This is a genomic window from Pseudonocardia sp. HH130629-09, assembly GCF_001294645.1.
Lineage (GTDB): Bacteria > Actinomycetota > Actinomycetes > Mycobacteriales > Pseudonocardiaceae > Pseudonocardia.
This window is the reverse complement of record NZ_CP011868.1, coordinates 844,618-867,778: the sequence shown is the minus strand read 5'-3', so window position 1 is coordinate 867,778 and position 23,161 is coordinate 844,618. Positions and strand designations below refer to the sequence as shown.

Annotated in this window: 20 protein-coding genes, 1 tRNA gene and 3 pseudogenes; 14 read left to right on the top strand and 10 right to left on the bottom strand. The window is 73.7% G+C overall.

Going from position 1 to position 23,161, the window contains the following annotated elements:
* Positions 1-174: 174 nt before the first annotated feature.
* The gene (locus tag XF36_RS04130; protein ID WP_145981247.1) at positions 175-2,478 is read left to right on the top strand and encodes a UvrD-helicase domain-containing protein; all 2,304 of its coding nucleotides are present in this window, start codon (positions 175-177) and stop codon (positions 2,476-2,478) included.
* Here XF36_RS04130 and XF36_RS04125 read toward each other — a convergent pair.
* The 4 genes from XF36_RS04125 to XF36_RS04110 form a co-directional block, all read right to left on the bottom strand.
* On the bottom strand, positions 2,475-3,344 hold the full coding sequence (locus XF36_RS04125) for an SCO1664 family protein (protein WP_060714409.1): 870 nt from the start codon (positions 3,342-3,344) through the stop codon (positions 2,475-2,477). The genes XF36_RS04130 and XF36_RS04125 overlap by 4 nt on opposite strands.
* Positions 3,345-3,394: 50 nt before the next feature.
* Complete coding sequence (locus tag XF36_RS04120; protein WP_060710949.1) at positions 3,395-3,979, bottom strand: DUF3090 domain-containing protein; 585 nt, start codon at positions 3,977-3,979, stop codon at positions 3,395-3,397.
* A 96-nt stretch (positions 3,980-4,075) separates the two neighbouring features.
* On the bottom strand, positions 4,076-4,789 hold the full coding sequence (locus XF36_RS04115) for a histidine phosphatase family protein (RefSeq protein WP_060710948.1): 714 nt from the start codon (positions 4,787-4,789) through the stop codon (positions 4,076-4,078).
* Between the two features lie 30 nt (positions 4,790-4,819).
* On the bottom strand, positions 4,820-5,641 hold the full coding sequence (locus XF36_RS04110) for an undecaprenyl-diphosphate phosphatase (RefSeq protein ID WP_060710947.1): 822 nt from the start codon (positions 5,639-5,641) through the stop codon (positions 4,820-4,822).
* 168 nt (positions 5,642-5,809) lie between these two features.
* Here XF36_RS04110 and XF36_RS04105 point away from each other — a divergent pair, with 168 nt between their 5' ends.
* On the top strand, positions 5,810-6,757 hold the full coding sequence (locus XF36_RS04105; RefSeq protein ID WP_060710946.1) for an aldo/keto reductase: 948 nt from the start codon (positions 5,810-5,812) through the stop codon (positions 6,755-6,757).
* Positions 6,758-6,861: 104 nt separating this feature from the next.
* Positions 6,862-7,146, top strand: coding sequence for a DUF5703 family protein (locus XF36_RS04100; RefSeq protein WP_060710945.1), 285 nt, complete (start codon positions 6,862-6,864; stop codon positions 7,144-7,146).
* 19 nt (positions 7,147-7,165) lie between these two features.
* On the opposite strand, the gene XF36_RS04095 is transcribed toward XF36_RS04100, so the two are convergent.
* From XF36_RS04095 to XF36_RS04085, 3 genes are all read right to left on the bottom strand, one after another.
* Complete coding sequence (locus XF36_RS04095; protein WP_060710944.1) at positions 7,166-7,549, bottom strand: VOC family protein; 384 nt, start codon at positions 7,547-7,549, stop codon at positions 7,166-7,168.
* A 33-nt stretch (positions 7,550-7,582) separates the two neighbouring features.
* On the bottom strand, positions 7,583-8,371 hold the full coding sequence (locus XF36_RS04090) for an SDR family oxidoreductase (protein ID WP_060710943.1): 789 nt from the start codon (positions 8,369-8,371) through the stop codon (positions 7,583-7,585).
* 79 nt (positions 8,372-8,450) lie between these two features.
* Positions 8,451-9,782 (bottom strand): M20/M25/M40 family metallo-hydrolase, encoded by a 1,332-nt coding sequence (locus XF36_RS04085; RefSeq protein WP_060710942.1) that lies wholly within the window; start codon positions 9,780-9,782, stop codon positions 8,451-8,453.
* A 99-nt stretch (positions 9,783-9,881) separates the two neighbouring features.
* Between XF36_RS04085 and XF36_RS04080 the strand changes: the two genes are divergently transcribed.
* Positions 9,882-9,966: transfer RNA gene (locus tag XF36_RS04080), tRNA-Leu, on the top strand.
* A 564-nt stretch (positions 9,967-10,530) separates the two neighbouring features.
* Here the strand turns inward: XF36_RS04080 and XF36_RS35440 are convergent.
* Both XF36_RS35440 and XF36_RS04075 read right to left on the bottom strand, forming a co-directional pair.
* Positions 10,531-11,013, bottom strand: a pseudogene (locus XF36_RS35440) (recombinase family protein); the annotation flags it as partial.
* A gap of 26 nt (positions 11,014-11,039) precedes the next feature.
* A pseudogene (locus XF36_RS04075) lies at positions 11,040-11,495 on the bottom strand (DDE-type integrase/transposase/recombinase); the annotation flags it as partial.
* Between the two features lie 59 nt (positions 11,496-11,554).
* Between XF36_RS04075 and XF36_RS04070 the strand changes: the two are divergent.
* From XF36_RS04070 to XF36_RS04050, 6 genes and pseudogenes are all read left to right on the top strand, one after another.
* Positions 11,555-11,845, top strand: coding sequence for a transposase (locus XF36_RS04070; RefSeq protein WP_060710840.1), 291 nt, complete (start codon positions 11,555-11,557; stop codon positions 11,843-11,845).
* Positions 11,842-12,750 carry an IS3 family transposase gene (locus tag XF36_RS04065; protein ID WP_060710839.1) on the top strand — a complete coding sequence of 303 codons (909 nt, stop codon included), beginning with the start codon at positions 11,842-11,844 and terminating at the stop codon, positions 12,748-12,750. Before XF36_RS04070 ends, XF36_RS04065 begins: the two co-directional genes overlap by 4 nt.
* 135 nt (positions 12,751-12,885) lie before the next feature.
* Positions 12,886-13,338: a hypothetical protein gene (locus XF36_RS04060; RefSeq protein WP_060710941.1), complete on the top strand. Its 453-nt coding sequence runs from the start codon at positions 12,886-12,888 to the stop codon at positions 13,336-13,338.
* A 122-nt stretch (positions 13,339-13,460) separates the two neighbouring features.
* Positions 13,461-13,806: pseudogene (locus XF36_RS31245) on the top strand (integrase core domain-containing protein); the annotation flags it as partial.
* Positions 13,807-14,162: 356 nt separating this feature from the next.
* Positions 14,163-15,356, top strand: a complete 1,194-nt coding sequence (locus XF36_RS29980) for an aminotransferase (RefSeq protein WP_060714408.1) — start codon at positions 14,163-14,165, stop codon at positions 15,354-15,356.
* Positions 15,357-15,428: 72 nt separating this feature from the next.
* Positions 15,429-16,865 (top strand): MFS transporter, encoded by a 1,437-nt coding sequence (locus tag XF36_RS04050; protein ID WP_060710940.1) that lies wholly within the window; start codon positions 15,429-15,431, stop codon positions 16,863-16,865.
* 31 nt (positions 16,866-16,896) lie between these two features.
* Here the strand turns inward: XF36_RS04050 and XF36_RS04045 are convergent, their stop codons facing one another.
* The gene (locus tag XF36_RS04045; protein ID WP_060710939.1) at positions 16,897-18,570 is read right to left on the bottom strand and encodes an FAD-dependent oxidoreductase; all 1,674 of its coding nucleotides are present in this window, start codon (positions 18,568-18,570) and stop codon (positions 16,897-16,899) included.
* A 165-nt stretch (positions 18,571-18,735) separates the two neighbouring features.
* Here XF36_RS04045 and XF36_RS04040 point away from each other — a divergent pair, with 165 nt between their 5' ends.
* The 4 genes from XF36_RS04040 to XF36_RS04025 all read left to right on the top strand — a co-directional run bounded on the left by XF36_RS04040 (position 18,736) and on the right by XF36_RS04025 (position 23,143).
* Positions 18,736-19,890: a DegT/DnrJ/EryC1/StrS family aminotransferase gene (locus XF36_RS04040; RefSeq protein ID WP_238589117.1), complete on the top strand. Its 1,155-nt coding sequence runs from the start codon at positions 18,736-18,738 to the stop codon at positions 19,888-19,890.
* A gap of 203 nt (positions 19,891-20,093) precedes the next feature.
* Positions 20,094-20,693 carry a sigma-70 family RNA polymerase sigma factor gene (locus XF36_RS04035; RefSeq protein WP_060714406.1) on the top strand — a complete coding sequence of 200 codons (600 nt, stop codon included), beginning with the start codon at positions 20,094-20,096 and terminating at the stop codon, positions 20,691-20,693.
* A 186-nt stretch (positions 20,694-20,879) separates the two neighbouring features.
* Positions 20,880-21,740, top strand: a complete 861-nt coding sequence (locus XF36_RS04030) for a DUF5134 domain-containing protein (RefSeq protein ID WP_060710938.1) — start codon at positions 20,880-20,882, stop codon at positions 21,738-21,740.
* On the top strand, positions 21,737-23,143 hold the full coding sequence (locus tag XF36_RS04025; RefSeq protein WP_060710937.1) for a PepSY-associated TM helix domain-containing protein: 1,407 nt from the start codon (positions 21,737-21,739) through the stop codon (positions 23,141-23,143). The genes XF36_RS04030 and XF36_RS04025 overlap by 4 nt, the downstream gene beginning before the upstream one ends.
* The last annotated feature ends 18 nt before the right edge of the window (positions 23,144-23,161 follow it).

The window sequence follows — 23,161 nt, the reverse complement described above, 5'->3', positions numbered from 1 at the left end:
CCCGTCCCGCTGAGGGGGTCGGCCTCCCCCGACCGCGCCCGCGCCCGCGAGGCTGACGGCGACCGCAGCGCGCGAGACCGCATCACTGGTACACGATCGTCGCGCGAGAAAGGTGCACAGGACGGCGGAGACGCGCTAACCTAAGGGGTGCGCTTCGAATCTGAGAAAAAATCCATGCAGGTTCAGCATAACACGAGGGGCAAGGACACACCAGCCCCCCGCCCGTCAAGTCCCCGCTCCCCGTACGAGGCCGAACTCGCCGCCGAGACCGATCGGCTCCGCCGGCTGCACGCCCTGCTCGACGACGAGCTCACCGCGGCCACCGAACGCTCCCGCGGCGCCCAGGCCACCCGGGCCGGCGAGGAGCTCAGCGCCCGTTGGGAACGCGACGTCTCGGTGCACCGCTGGCAGGAGCGGGTGCGTGCGCTCACCGCCGCCCGCTCCGGCCTGTGCTTCGGGCGGCTCGACCACGCCGACGGCGCCGACCCGACCCGGGTCGGCCGGATCGGGCTGACCGACCCCGCCGACGGCGAGAGCGCCCTGGTCGACTGGCGGGCACCCGCCGCGCGGCCGTTCTACTGCGCCACCCCGGTCTCGCCCCTGGGGGTGACCCGGCGCCGGCACTACGAGGTCACGGGCACCGCACCGCACGAGCGGGTCACCGCGTACCACGACGACCTGCTCACCGATGCGGTCCCGGTCGACGCCGACCCCGCGTCGGCGTCGGACCCGGCACTGCTCGCCGCGCTCACCGCGCCGCGCGGGGACCGGATGCGCGACATCGTCACCACCATCCAGTCCGAACAGGACGAGATCATCCGGCTGCCGCTGTCGGGCACCGTCGTGATCGAGGGCGGCCCCGGGACGGGCAAGACGGCCGTCGCGCTGCACCGGATCGCCTACCTGCTCTACACCCACCGCGACCGGCTCGCCCGCAGCGGCGTGCTCGTCGTCGGGCCGAGTGCGGGGTTCGTGCACTACGTCGGCGGCGTACTCCCCGCACTCGGCGAGTCCGCGGTCGTGTTCACCACCCCGGGGCGCCTCGCGCACGGCGTCGTCGCGGAGGCGACCGACCCGCCGGAGACGGCCCGGCTCAAGGGCGACCTGGCGATGATCGACGTGCTGCGCCGGGCCGTCGACGACCGGCAGGAGCTGCCCGGGCGGCCGATCACGATCGAGATGGACGACGTCACCGTCGAGATCGACCCGGCCCTGGCCGCCGAGGCGCGCGGCCGCGCCCGCGCCACCGGCCGTCCGCACAACGAGGCCCGCACGACCTTCCGTGACACCCTGGGGCGGCTGCTCGTCGACCAGGGCCTGGAGCGGCTGGAGGTCGGGCTGGAGGACCCGCCGGAACTCGCGGAGCTGCTGGCGGGGCTGAACATCCCGGAGATCGAGCCCGCCGGGGCGGCCGAGGTCTCGGCCGAGATGCGCGCCGAGCTGCGTGACGGTGTGCGGACCGACCCGCGGTTCCACGCCGCCGTCGAGTCGCTGTGGCCGGTGCTGACCCCGCAGCGGGCGCTGGCCGAGCTCTACGCCGACCCGGACCGGCTGGCCACCGCGGGCGACGGACGGGACCTGTCCGCGCTGCGCCGCCCGCCGGGGACACCGTGGACGGTGGCCGACGCCCCACTGCTCGACGAGCTCGCCGAGCTGCTCGGCCCGGTACCCGAGGACTCCCCCGCCGCAGCCCCCGAGCCGGACGCCGCCTACGCCGCCGAGGTCCTGACCGTGCTGGACTCCGCGGACCGGACCCTCGCCGGGGAGGACCCCGACGAGCTGCGGCCCACCGACTTCGTGACCGCGGACATGCTGGCGAGCCGGCACGTCGCCGGGGTGCCGATGACGGTGGCCGAGCGCGCGGCGGGCGACCGGGACTGGCGCTACGGGCACCTCGTCGTCGACGAGGCGCAGGAGCTGTCCCCGATGGACTGGCACGTGCTGCTGCGCCGCTGCCCGTCGCGGTCGATCACCGCGGTCGGTGACCTCGCCCAGCGCAGTGCCCCGGCCGGTGCCCGGGCCTGGGACGACGTGCTCGCCCCGCACCTGGCCGGGCGCTGGACGCACCGCACGCTGACGGTGAACTACCGGACGCCGTCGGAGATCATGGACGCCGCCGCGGAGGTGCTGGCGACCTACGCCCCGGACCGTCGCCCACCGGAGTCGGTGCGCAGCACCGGCGAGCAGCCGTGGACCCGCACCGCCACCGCCGCCGGGCTGGCCGACGCGGTGCTCGTCGCCGTCGCCGACGAGCGGGCCCGTGTCGGACGCGGCACGGTCGCGGTGATCGTCCCGGCCGGGACCGACGTCGGTGCGCAGGACGTGCCGGTGCTCACCCCGGCGGCGTCGAAGGGCCTGGAGTTCGACGCCGTGGTGATCGTCGACCCGGAGCGGATCCGGGCGGCCGACCCGGCGGACCTCTACGTCGCGATGACCCGCGCGACGCAGCGGCTCGGCGTCCTGGAGATGGCGGGCTAGAAGGCGGGCCAGGGGATGGCCGGGCCGTAGCCGTCCGGGCCGGGGAAGCGCGATTCGGCGAGCAGGTGGTCGATCCGGGAGCGCAGCGCCGCGACCTCGCGGCGGGTGACGTGCTCGCCGAGGACGTCGGCGAACGAGTCCGCCAGCCGGGCGCGCAGCTCCTTGAGGGCGGCCAGGTGCTCCTCGCCGAGCTCGTCGCCGACCCAGCCCCACAGGACGGTGCGCAGCTTCGGCTCGCTGTGCAGGGTGAGGCCGTGGTCCACGCCGTAGACCCCGCCGTCACCGGCGAGGATCACGTGCCCGCCCTTGCGGTCGGCGTTGTTGACGACGACGTCGAACAGCGCCATCGCCCGCAGCTGCGGGTGGTCGGCGTGGACGAGCACGACCGGGTCCCCGGCGCCGTCGCGGGCACGGAGCACGGGCAGCCAGCCGCTCGGGATCTCGTGCGGCTCGCACAGCTCGACCAGCGACTCGGTGGCGAGCTGGATGGTCTCCTCGGTGATGTCACCGGCCTGCTCGCCGTCCGTGTCGCCGTCCGTGTCGCCGTCCGTGTCGCCGTCCGTGCCGTCGCCGGGGTGCTCGGACAGGGCGCTCTCGTCGCCGGAGGAGACCCAGGCCTGCACCATGCCGGTGCCGAACGGGGCCTGCTCGCGCAGCACCGTGGGCGGCACGACGTCGAGCCCGGAGACCTGCGAGACGAGGTACGCGCCGACCTCGCGACCGGCGAGCGTGCCGTCGGGGAAGTCCCACAGCGGACGCTCGCCGCGCACCGGCTTGTACACGCAGCGCAGGTCGACCCCGTCGAGCGAGACGGTGCCGAACAGGGTCGCGTTGGAGGCGTCGACCATCCGGCCGGTGATCTCCATGCGGCCACGCAGGAGGATCTCCGGGACGGCCGGATCGCGCAGGTCGAGCGTCACTCCGTCCCGGCCACGGGGTTGCGGTCGTGGTAGCCGTTGAGGCGCACGCAGACGTGGCCCTCCGGGTCGAGCGGCTCGGCGCACAGCGGGCACGGCGCTCGGCCGGCGTCGACGACCTTCTCGGCGCGCTCGGCGAAGGACTTCGCCGCGGTCGGGGACAGGAACACGCGCAGCGCGTCCGGGCCCTCCTCGGTGTCGTCGAGGACGACCGACTCGTCGATCTCCTCCTCGGTCACCGCGAGCAGCTCGACGACGATCGAGCTCGAGTCCGCGTCCCAGCCCAGACCCATGGTCCCGACCCGGAACTCCTCCTCCAGCGGGACCGCGAGCGGGTCGTTGTCCGACGAGCCGGTGGCCACCGTCGTGCCGAGGAGGTTGTCCTCGCCGAAGCGCTTGGACACCTCGCCGAGCAGCGCCGTGATGCGTTCGGCCAGCACCGAGACCTGCTGTTTCTCCAGCAGGACGCTGATCGTCCGGCTGCTCTCGATCGCCTGCAGGTAGAAGGCGCGATCGCCGGGCTCGCCGACGGTCCCGGCCACGAAGCGGTCGGGTCGGCGGAAGACGTGGATGACACGTGCCATGACCCTTCCCAGGGTAGGCGTATCCGGCTCCGGGGGCATCCCCGCGGTCACCCGCGGGTGCCGTCATCGCGACGATGCGAGGTGGATCACTCCACCTCAGGCGTTGGTGGATCCCCCGACCACGGCGTCGGAGGCGCTCACCGGCTGCTCCTCGCCGTCGGCCGGCTTCGGCTTCGGCTTGGGGATCAGGCTCGCGACGTCGCCGGACTGCTCGTTCATCCGCGCGACGAACGGCCGCAGCTCGGTGTAGGTGACGACACTCACCGAGCAGGTGTCGACGACGATCCGCTGGAAGTTGTCGAGGTGGGTGGCCAGCGCGTCGGCGAGGACGGCCTTGATCACGTCGCCGTGGCTGCAGGCCAGCAGGATCGCGTCCTCCCCGTGCTCGGCGCGGACCCGGGCGACGTGCCGGCGGATCGCCGCGACCGAGCGGGCCTGCATCCCGGCCAGGGACTCGCCGCCCGGGAAGGTCGCGGCCGACGGGTGCGCCTGGACGACCTTCCACAGGTCCTCCTTCAGCAGGTCGGTGATCTTCTGCCCGGTCCACGTGCCGTAGTCGACCTCGGCCAGGTCGTCCTCGACGACCGGTTCCAGCCCGCGGGCCGCCGCGAGCCGCGCGACGGTCTGGCGGCACCGCTCCATCGGGGAGGTCACGACCGAGGCGATCGGGAGGGCCGCGAGGCGGTCGACGACGGCCGCGGCCTGCTCCCGTCCGCGGTCGTCGAGCTCCACGCCCGGGGTACGCCCGGCCAGCACGCCCGCGGTGTTCGCGGTGGACCGGCCGTGCCGCAGGAGGATCAAGGTCGTCACGCCGACCGAGGCTACGCGGCGCGGCGCCGGTCAGTACGCGCTGACCGCGCCGAGCGACAGGGCGGCGAGCAGGGCGACACCCAGCGCGATCCGGTACGCGACGAACACGTAGACGGTGTTGTTCTGCACGAACCGGAGCAGCCAGGCGATCACCGCGTAGCCGACGACGAACGCGACCACCACCGCCACCAGCATCTGCGGTCCGGACGGGCCGTCACCGGCGAACACGTCCGGCAGGGTGAACAGGCCGGCCCCGAACACCGACGGGATCGCCAGCAGGAACGAGTACCGCGCGATCGCGGGCCGGGTCAGGCCCAGGAACAGGCCGGCGGTGATCGTGCCGCCGGACCGCGAGACACCCGGGATCAGCGCCATGGCCTGGGCGAGACCGAGCAGGACACCGTCCCGCCAGGTGATCTTCTCCATCGGCTTGACCTGTGAGCCGAAGCGCTCGGCCAGCCCGAGCAGGGCACCGAACACGATCAGCATGACCGCGACCAGCCACAGGTTCCGGGCGACGCCCTCGATCTGGTCCTTGAACAGCACCCCCAGCACCGCGATCGGGACCGAGCCGATGATGACCAGCCAGGCCAGCCGGTAGTCGTCGGTGGCGCGGACCTCCGCGTTGCCGAACCCGCGCACCCAGGTGATGAACAGGTGCCAGATGTCCTTGGCGAAGTAGACGATCACCGCTGCCTCGGTGCCGATCTGGGTGACGGCGGTGAACGCCGCGCCCGGGTCCCGGCCGAATCCGACCGCGGAGACGATCCGCAGGTGGGCCGAGGAGGACACCGGGAGGAACTCGGTGAGCCCCTGGACGATCCCGAGAACGACGACCTCGATCCAGCTCACGACCGGCTCCCGTCGCGGCCGCGGGCGGGGGTGTCCCGGTCGGGGGTGTCCCGGCCCTGGTGGCTCGGCTCCTGGGTGATCACGGGCCGTCACCGTACTCGCCGAGACGGGCGTCACTCTGCGCGCCCTCACCGGTCCGACGGGCCTGCGCGCCTAGGCTCGGCGACCGTGCAACGCAGACCGGTGGGCAGCAGCGGCCTCGAGGTGTCGCGGGTCGGCCTGGGCACGATGACCTGGGGAGACGACACCTGCCCCGCCGACGCGGCGGACCAGCTACGGGCGTTCATCGACGCCGGCGGGACATTCGTCGAGACCGCCGAGGACTACGGCGACGGCGCCGCCCAGCAGGTGCTCGGCGGGCTGCTGCGGGGCACCGTGCGTCGCGACGACATCGTCCTCGCCGGGCGCGGCACGGCGACCCCCGACACCGGTGAGCGGGCCTCGCGGACCGCGCTGCTGCGCTCACTGGACCGCACGCTGCGCCGGCTGGGCACCGAGTACCTGGACCTGTGGCAGTTCCCCGGCTGGGATCCCCGGGTGCCGCTGGACGAGACGCTGTCCGCCGTGCAGGTCGCCGTCTACTCCGGACGGGTCCGCTACGCCGGGCTGGTCGCCCCGGCGGGCTGGCAGCTGGCCACGGTCGCGGGCAGCGCCACGGCCGGGCCCGACCCGGCCGTCTGCCGCCCGGTGTCGGCGCAGGTGGAGTACTCGCTGCTCGCCCGGGAGCCGGAGGCCGAGCTCCTGCCCGCCGCCCGGCACCACGGCCTCGGGCTGCTGGCCTGGGCCCCGCTCGGCCGGGGCGTGCTGACGGGCAAGTACACCGACGGCACGCCGGCGGACTCGCGGGGCGCGAGTCCACTGCTGGCGTCGTACGTGGAGACCCGCCGCACCGAGCACTCGGCGCGGATCGTGCAGTCGGTGCTCACCGCCGCCGACGGGCTCGGCACCTCGCCGCTGTCGGTGGCGCTGACCTGGGTGCGGGACCGGCCCGGGGTCGCCTCCGCCGTCGTCGGGGCGCGGGACGCCGCACAGCTGCGTGCGTCGCTGGCGACCGAGGACCTCGTGCTGCCGGCCGAGATCCGCACCGCGCTGGACGACGTGAGCGACCCCGTCTGAGCCTCCCCTCCGGGCGGGGTGCCCCTTACAGTGGGGATGCCCGACGCGACACCCACCGTTCACCCGGTGGGCACCGACGAGCACGGCACGACCGGGAGGCAACCATGACCGAGGGCGCTGGGAACGGGTCGGAGGACTCCGCCGCCGGGAATCGGGTGGCCGGGACTCGGGACGGCGACGGCTGGGCCGACGACCGGTACGAGTACCGCCCGGTGCGCATCGAGGGGGACGTCTCCCGGCTCACGGCGTCGGTGCGGCTGGCGATCCAGGCCGAGTTCTCCGGCTGGGAACTGTCCCGGCTGCGCCTCTACCCCGGAGGGGTGCGCAAGATCGTGCTGCGCCGGCGGCTGGGCGCCCGGCAGGAGCTGCTGCCGGAACCGACCTTCTGACCCCGCACGGACGGACCGGTCAGCGCGCGCCGCCGTAGGGCACCGTGATGAGCTCCATCCGGTGCCCGGACGGGTCGTCGAAGTAGAGACCGCGCCCGCCGTCGTGGGTGTTGATCTCCCCGGGGCGGGTGCCGCCCGGGTCGGCCCAGTACTGCCCGCCGCGTGCGGTGATCCGGTCGAACGCGGCGTCGAACTCGTCGTCGGAGACGAGGAACGCGTAGTGCTGCGTGACGATCGTGTCGGGGTCGGCGTTCAGGTAGTCGAGGTCGACGCCGTTGGCGACCCGGACGACCCGGAACGGCCCGAACGACGTGGGCCCGGGCAGCCCCAGGATCTCGCACAGGAACGCCGCCCCGGCGTCCTTGTCGCGGGAGTGGACGATGGTGTGGTTCAGCTCGGCCATGCCCCCATGATGAGACCTGCACCGCCGTTCAGGTCAAGGCGCGGTCCGCCCTCGGGTGTCGTGCCGGCCGAACTCCGGCGGCGTGCCCGCCCCGCGGGGGCTGGGCACACCCCGGAACCCGTAGGGCGCGGGCTCGCGGCCGGGCTGGACGTACCAGCACTCGCCGGGCTCGCCGCCGTCGAGCATCCGCTCGATCCCGGCGGCGACGTCGTCGGCGGTCAGCAACGGGAAGTCGCCGAACCTGGCGCGGACGTGCCCGATCAGCGGGGTGTCGGCGAACCCCGGGCACACGGCGGTGACCCGGATGCCCTCGCCCGCCAGTGCCGGACCCGCGGCCCGGACGTAGCCGACGACGGCGTGCTTGGTGGCGGTGTAGAGCGCGTCGCCGGGCAGGCCGATCAGCCCGGCGAGCGACGCCGTCGCCACGACGTGACCGCCGCCGGCGCGGCGCAGCGCGGGGACCGCGGCGTTCAGGCCGAACACCACGTGGTCGAGGTTGACCCCGACGATGCGCCGGTAGCCGTCGAGGTCGAGGTCCTCGACGCCGGACTGACCGGCGGTGACCCCGGCGTTGAGCAGCACGACGTCGAGCCGGCCGAAGCGCCCCTCCGCCGCGGCGACCGCCGCCGGCATCGCCGCCGGATCGGTGACGTCGGCGGGGTGGGCGAGCCCACCGGCCTTCGCCGCGACGGCCGCGGCGCCGTCGGCGTCGCGATCGACGACCACGACCTGCGCACCCGCCGCAACCAGCCGGTCGACCGCCGCCGCGCCGATGCCCGATGCTCCTCCGGTGACCAGGGCCACCTTGCCCGAGAGATCCATGCCTCCACCCTGCCACCCGGTGGCCGGTGCCGTCACGGAGCGTAGCCGGGCGGGGCGCCGGGCCCGGCCGGCGTCCGCGTCACGCCGTACGCAGGAAGCGGTCGAGCACCCGCGTGCCGAAGGTCAGCGCATCCACCGGGACCCGCTCGTCGATGCCGTGGAACAACGACGCGAAGTCCAGCTCCGGGGGCAGCCGCAGCGGCGCGAAGCCGTAGCACCTCATGCCCAGCGTCGAGAACGCCTTCGCGTCGGTGCCGCCGGAGAGCATGTAAGGCACGATCTCCGCGGTCGGGTCCTCGGTGCGCAGCGCGGCCTGCATGGCGTCGGTGAGCGCGCCCGCGAACGGCGTCTCGACGGCGGGCAGGTCGGTGACCCACTCCCGCTCGACGTCCGGGCCGAGCAGCTCATCGACCTCGCGCAGGAACGCCTCCTCGCGGCCCGGCAGCACCCGGCAGTCGACGACCGCCTCCGCCGTCGACGGGATGACGTTGGCCTTGTACCCGGCGTTCAGCATCGTCGGGTTCGCGGTGTCCCGGACGGTCGCGCCGATGATCCGCGAGATCGGCCCGAGCTTGGCCAGGGCACCCTCGAGGTCGTCCTCCGGGTACTCGACGCCGGTCAACTCGGTCATCCGGTCCAGGAACGCCCGCACCGTGTCGGTGATCGTCAGCGGGAACGTGTGGTTCCCCAGCCGGGCGACGGCCTCGGCGAGGATGGTGACGGCGTTGTCGTCGTGCAGGAACGAGCCGTGGCCGGGCTTGCCCTTGGCCCGCAGCCGCATCCAGGCGATGCCCTTCTCCGCGGCCTCGATCAGGTACGCCCGCCGGTCCTCACCGAGGGTCAGGGAGAACCCGCCGACCTCACCGACGGCCTCGGTGCAGCCTTCGAACAGCTCCGGCCGGTTCTCCACCAGCCACTGCGCGCCCCACTTCCCTCCGGCCTCCTCGTCGGCGACGAAGGCCCACACGATGTCCCGCGGCGGGACGACGCCCTCACGCTTGAAGCGGCGGGCGACCGCCAGCATCATCGCGTCCATGTCCTTCATGTCGACGGCGCCGCGGCCCCAGACGTAGCCGTCCTGGACCGCGCCGGAGAACGGGTGCACCGACCACTCGCTGGCGTCCGCGGGCACGACGTCGAGGTGGCCGTGCATCAGCAGCGCGCCGCGGGTGCGGTCGGCGCCCTCCAGCCGGGCGATCACGTTCATCCGCTTCGGCATGCCGGACTCGACGAGCTCGACGTCGTAGCCGACCTCGCGCAGCTTGTCCGCCACGTAGTCGGCGGCCTCGGCCTCACCGGCGAGGGTCTCGGGGTCGCCGGTGTTGGTCGTGTCGATCCGGATCAGCTCCGAACACAGCTGCACGACCTCGTCCTCGGCGCTGGTCGGGTGGTCGTTCGCTGGAGCGGTCATGGGCGTCGTTCTACCACCGGCGGCCCGTGCCGACCCCGCCGCAACCCGGTCCCCGCCCTCGGCTATGCTTCCCTCACGACGCGATCGAGAGATCACGACGTCCGAGTGGCGGAATGGCAGACGCGCTAGCTTGAGGTGCTAGTCCCCGTATAAGGGGGTGGGGGTTCAAGTCCCCCCTCGGACACCGACCATAACCCCAACCGTCCCGGTTGGGGTCCGGATTGACCTGGACGCTCACCGTCCGGATCTTCGGGCGGTAGATCAACCGCAGTCCCAGTCGCTGGTAAACCGGGCCCTTGGCCTCCTCGTCAGCAGCGAGCAAGATTTTGCGGGCTGAGGTCATGTCCCCGACCAGGTCGCGTATCTGAGCCTCACTCATCCTGCCCGACGCACCTCGCAGCTGGTGCTGCGCGTCCAACTCGGCGCGCCGGGCTGTGACCTCCGTGATCCAGCCGGTCACCAGCGCCGGATCAGCCCCTGCTTCCAGGGCCGCCCGGTAGCGGGCGAGCTTGGCATCACACTCCGCAAGGTGGGCTTTCCCGATCTGCACGCGGTCGACGTCGTCCCGCGGCTGACCGCGGTAGAGGACAGAAACTGTCCGGTCGATCTCATGCGGATGGAACAAGCCCGCGAGCCATTCATCCAGGACGGGCAGGATCGATGCTTCCGGCAGGTACACATTCGTGGGATGGGTGGCCTTGTCACCCAAGGCATATTCCTGCCCGAGGCGGCAACGGTAGTATGCCCGGTTCTTGGTCCACTGGCCCTGCATTCGGCGGTCGCAGATTCCGCAGTGAATGATTCCGCGGAGCACGTATGGTCGCCGGATCCGCTGGCGACTCTTCGTCGTTCTGGTTCGACCGCGACCAGCAAGGATTGCCTGCGTCTCAGTGAACTCGTCTAGCGAAACAAGGGGCGGGTGAACAATTTCCTCCGACCACACCCAGGCGCTTTCTTCGTTCCAGCGCTGTTTTGCCTGATGTCCCAGAGCGACGTCGTGCACGTCGATCAGCACTTCGTCTTTGCGCTGCTTGTTCCATACCTGATAACCGGTATAACGAGGATTGGAGAGAATGACTCGTACCGCGCTTTTCGCCCACGCTATCCCACTTCGGTGTGGATTACGGACCTTGTCGTGCGCCGAGGGGCAGGCGATCCCATCTCGCGTGAGTCCGTCAGCGATCGCGAATATCCCGGCTCCCCTGACGTACTCGGTGAAGATGCGCTGCACCACCGGACCGCTGACGGGGTCGGGAGCTAGGTGTGATGTCCAGGCAGGTTGGTCAGGCGACTGATCGGCGGTAGGCCGTTGGTTGCGCTGTGGGGCCGGTGGTGATTGTAGAAGTGCAGCCAGCCGGGGAGCGCGTCTCGCCGAGCCGTTTCGCAGGGGTGGAAGCGGGCGTATGCCCACCCGTCGGCGAGGGTGCGGTGGAAACGTTCGATCTTGCCGTTGGTCTGAGGCCGGTAGGGCCGGGTTCGCTTGTGGGTGATGCCCAGTTCGCTGCAGGTGTCACGCCAGGCGTGTGAGCGGTAGCAGCTGCCGTTGTCGGACAGGACCCGTTCGACGGTCACGCCGCGGGCGTTCAACCAGTCCACGGCCCGGCGTAGCACACCGGTGGCGGTGTCGGCTTTCTCGTCGCTGTGGATCTCGGCGTAGGCGACGCGGGAGTGGTCGTCGATGACGGTGTGGACGAACGCTCTGCCGGTGCGCGGCTTGTAGTCGGTTTGCGGTTCCCCCATGATCGGGGAGGCATCAGCTATAAGGGGTAGCGATGCCAGAGGTACGGAAGCGCTACGACCGGGAGTTCCGTGACGGAGCGGTCCGGGTCGTGGAGGAGACGGGCAAGCCGATCGCCCAGGTCGCCCGTGACCTGGGGGTCAACGAGGGCACGCTGGGCAACTGGGTGGCCCGTGCACGAGAGGCCCGCGAGGACACCGAGGGCCTGTCTCGCGGCGGCGTCGAGGAGCTCAAGCGGCTGCGCGCGGAGAACGCCGAGCTGCGGATGGAGCGTGATGTCCTCAAGCGATCCGTGGTCCTGTGGGTCAAGGAGGCGACGAAGTGAGCGTGGCCCGTTTCATCGCCGACCAGAGGACCTTCCACCGGGTGCCGCACACGCTGGCCTGCGCCCTGTTGGGGGTGTCGATCTCCTGGCTGTACAAGTGGCTCGACCGCGCCGCGCGTTCCGACGGTGGTGCCACCGCGACCGAGAAGCGCCGCTGCGCGTTGGACGCCGCCGTGGCCGTGGCGTTCGACGACGCCCAGCGGCTACACGGCTCACCCCGTCTGCACGCCGACCTGTGTGAGGCCGGATGGCGGGTGTCGGAGAAGACCGTGGCGGACTCGATGCGCCGCCAGGGCCTGGTCGCCCGCCGGATCAAGCGGCACAACGGGCTGACCCGCCAGGACCGCACGGCGCCGAAGTTCCCGGACCTGCTTCGTCGGGGTTTCACTGCGGCCGAGCCGAACCGCAGATGGGTCGGGGACATGACCGAGATCCCCACCGCGGCCGGGAAGTTGTATCTGGCCACGGTGATCGACCTGTACTCGCGGCGGCTGCTCGGCGCGGCCACGGGGCTGCACCCGAACGCCGAGCTGGCGTGTGCGGCGATCCGGATGGCGGTGGCGGCCCGCGGCGGGGCGGACCGAATCGCCGGGGTGATCTTCCACACCGACCGCGGGTCGACCTACACCGCGGGCGCGTTCACCGCTCTGTGTCGGCGGCTCGACATCCGTCAGTCGATGGGCCGGGTCGGGTCGTGTTTCGACAATGCCGCGGCGGAGGCGTTCTTCTCCAGCCTGGAGTGGGAAGTGCTGTCCCGCAACGACTTCGACACCATCAGTAGGGCGCGGGCGGCGGTCATCGACTGGTGTTACGGCTTCTACAACCACCGGCGGCGACACAGTGCCGCCGCCGGGCTCTCACCGATCAACTACGAGAACGCCGCCCTCACCCGAGACGCGGCATAAGAACCCTCCACGATCTCGGGGGAACCGCACTTCGGCATCCGCGGCGCCACCGCCCTGTCCTTAGCCCTGGCCGTCACAGGATTCTGTACCGCAGCCGCATCGCTACTCACCGGACGGAGCACCACCACCCTCGTCGTGCTCACCATCGGGCTGTGCCTGGTCGCCCTCGCCGGAGCCGCGATGACTCTGCTCAGCGAACTGCTCATCACCACCGCACCCATCCAGCGCACCGGCAGCATGAGCGCCCTCCAAGACGTCAGCAGCGGCCTGGGCGCCGCCAGCGGCATCGCCCTGCTCGGCACCATCGGCGCCATCGCCTACCGCACCACCCTCACCCTGCCCGAAGACCTCAGCGACACCGAGACCCAAGCAGCCAGCGACAGCCCCGGCGCCGCCGCCAGCATCGCCGACCAGCTCGACACGGCCGACCGCGCCGGCTTCCTCACCTCGATCGGTGACTCCATGAGCCTCGGGCTTCAATCCGCGCTCCTCATCGCCGCCGCACTGACCGTCGCACTCATTGCGCTCTTGCTCCTGGGGCTCCGCGGCCACACCGAGCCACCCGCGACAGAAGCGACCGAATCATGAGCACTCGCGCGAGCACGCCCCACCGGTAACGGGCGGGTGGACCGGTGCGCTTCCAACCCATCCTCGCGCGCACCCGCACCATCCACCGACCCATCGGACCCGTTGCCTATGACTGCGTGAAGCTCCGGGCGACGGCCTGGTTCACCGCTCGCGGGGTCACCGTGTCCCGGGTGTTGTCGGACAACGGGTCGGCCTACCGCTCCCACGCCTGGCGCGACACCTGCGGTGATCTGGGCATCACCCCGAAACGGACCCGGCCCTACCGCCCGCAGACCAACGGCAAGATCGAACGGTTCCACCGCACCCTGGCCGACCGCTGGGCCTTCGCCCGCCACTACACCAGCGAATTCGAACGCCGCGACGCCCTACCGGGCCGGCTCCACGAGTACAACCATCACAGGCCCCACCGCCATCGGACGTCGCCCGCCGATCAGCAGATTGACCAACGTCCCTGGGCAGTACACCTAGCACGCCCGCGCTGGGTGATCGGATCACGCGACGTCGGCCGGGAGCGGCCGTCAGTCGTCCTGGAGCCGGGCGTCCCCGACGCCGAAGGACTGTCCGCCGCGGCCCGTGCGCTGTCACTCGACGTGGACACCGTGTCCGAGCTGCACGACGACGCGGGACACGTACAGGTCGCACGCTGCGGGCCGGGGTGCTCGATGCCGCGAGCGACGTGCGTGCCGACGGCGCCGCCGACGTTCTCGGTGGTGGCTGAGGGCTCGGATCACGGTCGCGGGAGGGCCACTGGACCGCCCGGTACGGCGTCGGCGACGATCGGTTCCCACAGGATCCGACGACGACCCGGAAGGCGGCACCCGACGGTGCGACTCGACCCCACGACGGCGGCCGGCAGCGACTCCCCCATCGGCGCGGCCCTCGCGCTCGCCGGTGAGCGGGACCCGGCCCGGAACGCGACGCACCCGCTGCTGGACCTGTCGCAGGCCGCGCCGCCGTACCCGCCGGCACCGGAGGTCGTCGAACGGGTGGTGGAGGTGGCCCGGGACCCGGCCCTGTCCGGCTACGCGCCGGTGCCCGGCATCGCCCCGCTGCGCCGCGCGGTCGCCGAGGAGCTGGCGCGCGACTACGCCGGGGACGTGACGCCGGACGACGTCGTCGTGACGGCGGGCTGCAACCAGGCGTTCGCCGTGGTCGCCGACGCCCTCGCCGGGCCGGGCGACGAGGTGATCTCGCCGCTGCCCTACTACTTCAACCACGACATGTGGCTGCGCATGCGCGGCGTCACCCCGGTGTACCTGGAGCCCGACGCCGACCTGGTGCCCCGGGCCGCCGACGCCGAGGCACTCGTCACGCCCCGCACCCGGGCCATCGTGCTGGTCAGCCCCGGCAACCCGAGCGGGGTGACGGTGCCGCCGGAGGAGATCGTCGCATTCGCCGAGCTGGCGCGGCGCCACGATCTCGCGCTGGTCGTCGACGAGACCTACCGCTCGTTCCGGCCCGATGCGCACGCCCCCGCGCACCCGCTGTTCGCCGACCCGTCGTGGCGCTCGACCGTGGTCAGCCTGCACTCCTACTCCAAGGACCTGGCCATCCCGGCCTACCGGGTCGGGTCGGTGATCGCGGGTCCCGAGCTGCGACGCCAGGTGCTCAAGCTGCTCGACTGCGTCGCCATCTGCGCACCGCGGGCCGGACAGGAGGCCGCGGTGGCCGGGCTCACCCGGGCCGGGGCGTGGCGGGCCGACCGGGTCGTGGAGATCGCCCGGCGACGGGAGTGGGTCGGGTCCGCACTCGCCGACCGACCGGGCGGGTTCGAGATCGCCGCGCTCGGCGGGTTCTTCGCCTGGGTCCGCCACCCGTTCCCGGACCGCCCGACCCTCGACATCGTCCGGACCCTGCTGCTCGACCACGACACCCTGACCATCCCGGGCACCGCGTTCCTGCCCGACGACCGGCAGATGCTGCGGCTGTCGGTGGGGCGGGTGGACGAGGCGTCCGCGGCGCTGCTGGCCGAGCGGCTCACCGAGGCCGGGCGGCGGGCGGGGGTGGCCGCAGGCTGACCCGGCCGGGGCACTCGACGATCGGCGTGGGTGGCACGGAAGAGACCCGGGCGTCGTGGTGTTCGGCCGACCATGGACACCGGACTGCGTACCGGCACCGCGGCCGGCCGCTGGGTCATCACGGCCTGCGTGCTGGGCTCGGGCATGGCGATGCTCGACAACACCGTCGTCACGATCGCTCTGCCCCGCATCGCCGAGGACCTCGGCGCCGGTTTCGCCGGGCTGCAGTGGACGGTCAACGGCTACACCCTGACCCTGGCCGGGCTGATCCTGCTCGGCGGCTCGCTGGGTGACCGGTTCGGCAGGCGGCGGATCTTCGTGACCGGGGCGGTGTGGTTCGCGGTGGCCTCGCTGCTGTGCGGGCTGGCGCCGATCGTCGAGGTGCTCGCCGCGGCCCGGGCGTTGCAGGGGGTCGGCGGTGCGCTGCTGACCCCGGGCAGCCTGGCGCTGATCTCGGCGTCGTTCCACGGTGCCGACCGGGCGGCGGCGATCGGGGCCTGGTCCGGGCTCGGCGGGATCGCGGGGGCGCTGGGCCCGTTCGTCGGCGGGACGCTCGTGGAGTGGTCCTGGCGGGCGGTGTTCCTGATCAACCTGCCGCTCGCGGCGGTCGTCGTCGCGGTGGCGGTGCGGCACGTGCCCGAGTCGCGTGACCCCGACGCCGCGCACCGGCTCGACGTCCCGGGCAGCGTGCTCGCCGTCGCCGGGCTGGCGTTGCTGACCTGGGCCGGGACGGCGGCCGGCTCCGGTGCGTCGCCCGGGCTGCAGGTGTGGGGCGCGGGCGCCGCCGGGGTGGCGGCGCTGGTGGCGTTCGCGCTGGTCGAGCGGCGCAGCCGGTCCCCGCTGGTCCCGCCGGAGCTGTTCACCGGCACCGGCGACGCCGGGGACGGGCGCCGGTTCACCGGCGCGAACGTGGTGACGGTGGCCGTCTACGCGGCGCTGGGCCTGCTGTTCGTGCTGCTCGCCGTGCAGCTGCAGATCGTGGCCGGGTTCTCCCCGTTGCTGGCCGGGACCGCTACGCTGCCGGTCACCGTGCTCATGCTGCTGCTGTCGGCCCGCGCCGGGCGGCTCGCGACGCGCACCGGCCCGGCACCGCTGGTCACCGCCGGGCTGCTGCTGGCCGCGGCCGGGATGCTGCTGGCGTCACGGATCGGGCCGGGAGCGGGCTGGTTCACCGACGTGCTCCCGGCGACGGCGCTGGTCGGGCTGGGGCTGTCCGCGGCCGTCGCGCCGCTGACCACCGCAGTGCTCGACGCGGCGGCGGACCGGCACGCCGGCGTCGCGTCGGGGGTCAACAACGCGATCGCGCGGGCGGCCGGCCTGCTCGCGGTGGCGGCCGTGCCCGCCATCGCGGGGATCCGCGGGGACGCCCCGGCCGACCCGGCGTCGTTCGGGCCGGGGTTCACCGTCGCCATGACGATCGGGGCCGGGCTCCTCGCGGTCGGCGCGGCACTCGCCGCCGCCCTGTTGCGTGGTCGCCCCGCGTCTCCGGTCGCAGCTCCGCCCGCCTAGTGGCCGCGAGGTACCCGCGGCGACCACCCGGTCACGCCGACCGCGGGGCTGAGCCCCGGACGTCGACCGCGATCAGCTCCGCGGTCCGGCAGGCCAGCGCGACCAGTGCCAGCGTCGGCCCGACCGCCCCGGCCGACGGGAACACCGCGCTGGAGGCGATGTGCACGTTCGGCGTGCCGTGCACCCGGCACGCCGGGTCCACGACCCCGCTGCGCGGCGAGTCCGACATGCGCAGGAGCCCCATCTGGTGGGTGCCGTCGGTCATGTCCATGTCGTGCACGCGCTCCACATCGGACAGGTCGACGTGGGCGATCCCGGTCCGCTCCAGCTCCTTGCCGATCAGCGACAGCGAGGTCGCGATCGCCTCCCGGTCGCCGGCGGAGACCCGGTAGTCGACCCGCAGCCGGTGCTGGCCCAGCGCGTCGCGCTCGCGGTCGAGCGTCACCCGGTTCGCCGGGTCGGGGGTCTGCTCGGCGTCGAACCGCAGCCGGCAGTGCGCGGAGTCCAGCGGCATGAACGACGGCAGCCGCCGTTCCCCGGTGATCCGCGGCCGCGCCCAGCCGCGGGCGAACCGCGCCACCCGCAGCGGGTCGGCGGCGACGTTGCGCATGTGGTGGCCGATGTCGGTGGTGTGGCTGTACTGGGCGTGCGTCCCGGCGGCCTTGAACCCGGCACGGAGCTTGCCCAGTCCCCAGTAGGTCAGGGCGAACGTCGACAGCAGCGCGTCGCCGTGCTCGGCGTCCTTCGGGTCGGCGAACCACAGCGCCGCCTTCAGGTTGCCCAACCGGTGGTCGGCCTGGGCCTGCGGGGACAGCGAGAGCATCCGGCGGGCGTAGACGCCGTCGTCGGTGGGCAGGTAGCCCAGGCCCAGCGCGCGCCCGGCCGTGGTCAGCTGCAGCCGTCCGACCTCGCCCACCGGGTGGGTCATGTAGTGCCGCCCGACCTGGCCGTACTCGTCGCCGATCCCGGCTCCGGTACCGGTGCCGCCGTAGCCGTCGGAGGCGAGCAGGATCCGGACCGACTCCAGACCACCCGCCGCGACGACGAAGTGCTGCGCCCGGATCCGGATGTCGCACCCCGGCCGCGGGACGACGACGGCCTCGGTCGCGGTGCCCGACACCGGGTCGCGCTCCAGGCGGGCGACGGTCGCGTGCAGGAACAGCCGGATCCGGCCGGCCTTCGCCATGTTCTCCACCGTCGGCGCGAACGAGGTCGGCGGACTCCAGCGCCACAGGTCGTCCCAGCGCAGGGTGTCGCTGTGGAGCCCGGGCGGGGGCGCCGGGAAGCCCGACTCCGCGGCCGAGTACTCGCAGGCACCGGCGTCGAGGTGCCGCTGGGCGACCGGGTACCAGGCGCGCAGCTCGTCGTGCGGGATCGGCCACGCGGCGCCGGGCATCCACTCGCGGTCGGCGAAGTCGATGTCGTCGAGCGGGGCGCAGCGGCCGCCCCAGACCAGCGAGGTGCCGCCGAGGCGCTTCTGCCGGACGGCGTCGACCGGGTCGTGCTTGCCCCGCCCGCTGATCCCCCGGTAGGTGTCGCGGGCCGTGCGGCTCAGGCCCGGGCCGCCCCCCTCCAGGACGACGACGCGCAGGCCGCGGTCGGCCAGCTCGGTCGCGGCCGCGGCCCCGGCCGGACCGCTGCCGATCACGCAGACCTCGGCCTCGAAGATGGAGCCGGGGAGCGCGCGCCGGGTGTCGATGAGCATGGAGGGCGGTTCCTTCCGAACGTGGTGCGGTACCGCCGTTGATGGTGCCCCGGCTCCGCTGTGAGGACGCTGTGGCCGCCCCTACCCTCCCGTCCCCCGGTCGTGCCGACCCCGCCCGGTACTGTGTTGCCCGGTTCACACGGTTCGTATCCGGAGGAGCACGGTATGGGACTCGCCGCCATGGCGACGACCGCACGGGGGATGGCCGCGACGGTCCGGGTCCTCGGGCGCGGGGAGCTGGGCCGCTTCACCGGCGGCGACCGCTCGGAGGTCGCACGGTTCGAGTCCGAGCTCGCCGGGTTCCTCGGGACCCCGCACGCACTGGCCGTCAACAGCGGCACCAGCGCCCTGGTCGCGGCGCTGGTCGGCGCCGGGATCGGCCCCGGCGACGAGGTGCTCGTCCCCGCGTACACCTGGGTGTCGACGGCCGCCGCGGCGCTCGCCGTCGGCGCCGTGCCGGTCCTGGTCGAGGTCGACGCCTCGCTCACGATGGACCCGGCCGACCTCAAGGACCGGATCACGCCGCGCAGCCGGGCGGTGCTGCCGGTGCACATGCTCAACCACGTCGCCGACATGGACGCGATCATGGACGTCGCGGCCGCCCACGACCTCGTCGTGATCGAGGACGCCTGCCAGGCCATCGGCGTCACGTACCGGGGGCGCCCGGCCGGGTCGATCGGCCACGCCGGGGCCTTCAGCTTCAACCAGCACAAGAACATCCGCTCCGGCGAGGGCGGCGCCCTGGTCACCCGGGACCCGAAGCTGTTCGAGCGGGCGTCGATGTACCACGATGTCGGCAGCTACGAGCGCGCCGGATTCGCCGGGGCCGCCGCGGACCTGATCGTCGGGGTCAACCTGCGGATGCCCGAGCTGTCCGCGGCGGTGCTGCGGCCGCAGCTGGCCGGGCTGCGTGCGCAGATCGCCCGGCGCAGGCGGCACCGCGACATCATGCTCTCGGCGCTGTCGGACCGGATCGGGCGTGACCTGCAGCCGGTGCCGCACCACGACCCGGCGAACGCCGCCGGGCTGGCGCTGGCCTTCGCGACCCCCGAGGCGGCCGCGGAGTTCGGTGCCCGCCGCGGCGTGCACCGGCTGATCGACACCGGGCGGCACGTCTACACGAACTGGCGCTCGCTGCAGGCCCGCAACCCGCTGCACCCCGGGTTCGACCCGTACGCGGCGAACGGCACCGAGATCGACCACGGCCCCGGCGCCTGCCCGCGCACGCTGGAGATCCTGGCCCGGACCTGCGTGGTCGACCTCGCTCCCGAGCTGCCGACGCCGGCGTTCCGACTGCTCGCCTCCCGCACCGCGGGCTGAGCCGCCCACCGCCCTGCCGGCGGGATCCTCCTCCGCGGCGGGCCGCCTCCGGCGACGCCGCGGAACCGCTGATCCACATGTCGGACACCCCGCGACGGTCGCGTCCGGACAGCATCCGCCCGGTCACGCACCGTGTTCCCATGGAGCGGACGGTGACCGGGTCGGGCTTCGTCCCCGAACGGGCGACAGCTACCGTGACCAGCGTGCCCGAACGCCACGACGACGCCACCGTGACGGCGTGGGCGTTGGCCGCCGGGGCCGGTGACACCGCCGCGCTCGCGGAGTTCGTGCGGGCGACCCAGGTCGACGTCCACCGCTTCCTCGTCCACCTCGCCGGCCGCGACGACGCCGAGGACCTCGCGCAGGAGACGTTCCTGCGGGCGCTGCGGGCGCTGCCCTCGTTCGCGGGCCGCTCCACCGCCCGCACCTGGCTGCTGTCGGTCGCCCGCCGGGTCGCCGTCGACGCGGTGCGCACCGCGGTCCGGCGGCCCCGCGTGCGCGACCTCGGCGAGGACACCCAGGACGTTCTGGAGCGCGCCGTGCCCCGCACGGGCGCGCAGGAGGCCGTCCTGCTGCGGACGCTGATCGACGCGCTGCCCGACGAGCGCCGCGAGGCGTTCGTCCTGACCCAGGTCCTGGACCTGGGTTACGTCGAGGCCGCCCAGGTCTGCGGCTGCCCGGTCGGCACGATCCGGTCCCGGGTCGCCCGGGCCCGCGAGGACCTGCTGCGCGCCCTCGGCGAGGACGGCACCGGGACCGCCGGGGCGCCCGCCTCCGGTGTCCGGCGCGCCGCCCGCACCTGAACCCGCGCCGCGCCCCGGCCCGCTTCACCCGACCGCTTCACCCGGCCCGCCGCCGCGTGCCGTCCCCCACGACGGGGTGACCGGCGTCGCACCCACCGGAGGGGGACCGGCGGGAACCGGACGGGCCGCGCCGACGACCACTCCCGTCGTGCGCCCCCGCACCTCCCCCGCCCCCGAGGAGGACCTGTGATCTCGTCGTTGCCGCTGGCCTGGGCCCTGACGGCGTTGTTCGCCGCCACCGGGTTCTACGCCCTGGCCCGCTGGGCCACCGCGGTCTCGGAGCGCCGCTCCGCCGCGCACCGCACCGCGGAGCTCGCCCACCTTCTGATGAGCGCGGCGATGATCGTCATGACCTGGACCTGGTACGGCAGCGCCGGGCTGTGGACCCAGATCGTCCTGTTCGGTGTCCTGGGCGTGTTCTTCCTGGTCACCACCTCCCGCGGGATTTCCTGCGGCCCGTCCGGGCGGCTCGCGGGCGCGGCGCACGCGCTGATGGCCGCGGCGATGGTCTGGATGCTGGTCGCGATGCCGCTGATCATGGCCTCGCCGGCGGAGGCCGCGGGCGGCGGCGGTGCCCACGCCCACCACGGCGGCGGCGACGCCATGGACATGTCCGGGGGCGCCCACGCGGCGGGCCCGGCCGGGTGGGCGGTCGCGGTGACCGTGGCGCTGTGCGCCGTACTGCTGGCCGCCGCCGGGTACTGGGGTGCCCGCACGCTGAGCCACGACCGCGTCGCCGGGGACCCGCTGACCCCCGACGACGCCCGCGCGACCGGCGACGCGACCGACCCCGCCGCCTGCGACTGCGCCGACCCCGCCGGGGGCACGGCGGCCGGTGCCCCGCGGACGGCGCCGGCCGGGGTCGGCGGGACGGCAGAGACGACGGGCACAGCGGGCACGGGGGGCACGACCACCGCGGTCGCCGCGCGGGTCGAGGCCCCGGCGGCACCGGTGCGCCGGCTGGGCGCGCGCTCCGATGCCGCCTGCCACGCGGCGATGAGCCTCGGCATGGTCGTCATGCTCGCGGCGATGGTGGCGGGCTGGTGAGCGCCGGCCTCGACACCCGGCCCGGGACTCCCGTCCCGCCGTCCGGGCGCCCGCCGCTGTTCCGGGGCCTGAAGGGCCTCGTCACCCGGATCCACTTCTACGCCGGGCTGTTCGTCGGCCCGTTCCTGCTCGTCGCGGCCCTGACCGGGCTGCTCTACACGCTGTCGCCGCCGATCGAGCGCTGGCTCTACGCCGACGCGCTGACCGCCCCGGTCAGCGGCCCGGAGCTCCCGCTGTCGCGGCAGGTCGAGGCGGCCGTCGCGACCCAGCCGGGCCTGCCCGTCACCGAGATCCGGCCCGCGCGCGAGCCCGGTGCGACGACCCGGGTGTCGTTCGACGCCGACCTGCCCGAGAGCTACAGCCGCACCGTGTTCGTCGACCCGTACACCGCGCAGGTGCGGGCCACCCTCGACACCTACGCCGAGTGGCTCCCCGCCCGCGGGGTGATCGACAACCTGCACCGCTCGCTGCTGCTGGGCCCGCCCGGGCAGGTCTACACCGAGCTCGCGGCGTCGTGGCTGGCCGTGCTCACGCTGTCCGGCCTCGTGGTGCAGGTGACCCTCCGGGTACGACGACGCCGTGAGCGGCTGCTGCCGCGGACCGGCGGCTCGTCGCGGTCGCGGCTGCGGTCCTGGCACGGCGCGGTGGGCGTCTGGGCCTCGGTCGGGCTCCTGTTCCTCGCCGCGACCGGCCTGACCTGGTCGCAGTTCGCGGGGGCCAACGTGAGCGCGCTGCGCACCGCCCTGGACTGGACGACGCCGTCGGTCAGCAGCACGCTGTCCGCCGCCGGTGGCGACGCGGCCGCGCCCGTGGCGGGTTCCACGACGGCCCCGGTCGCCCCGCAGGCGGTCCCCGCCGTCGCCCAGCGGGTCCTCGACGCCGCCCGCGCCGACGGCCTCGCCGGGCCGGTGGAGCTCACCCCGGGCGACCCCGGGGAGGCCTGGAAGATCCAGCAGACGGTGCGCAGCTGGCCGTCGCAGCAGGACTCCGTGGCCGTGGACCCGGCGACCGGGACGGTCACCGACCGGCTCGCCTTCGCGGACTGGCCGGTCGCGGCGAAGCTCGCCCGCTGGGGCATCGACGCGCACATGGGCCTGCTGTTCGGCACGGTCAATCTGGTGGCGCTCGCCGCGCTCGCCTGCGCCGTGGTCGTGCTGGTCGTGTGGGGCTACCGGATGTGGTGGCTGCGCAGACCGACCCGGCCGGACGGTTCGCGTGGCCTCGCCGGGCCACCCGGGTCGCGGGAGCGGCCCTCCCCCGCCGCGGTGGCGCTGGTCGGGTTCGCCGCGGTGGCGGCCGGGCTGGTCCTGCCGGTGCTGGGGGTCTCGCTGATCGTGTTCCTGCTCGTCGACGCCCTGGTCTCGGCCCGGCGCGACCGGAGGGCCGCCGAGGTGGCGGGCTGACCCGTCCGGGGTGTGGGC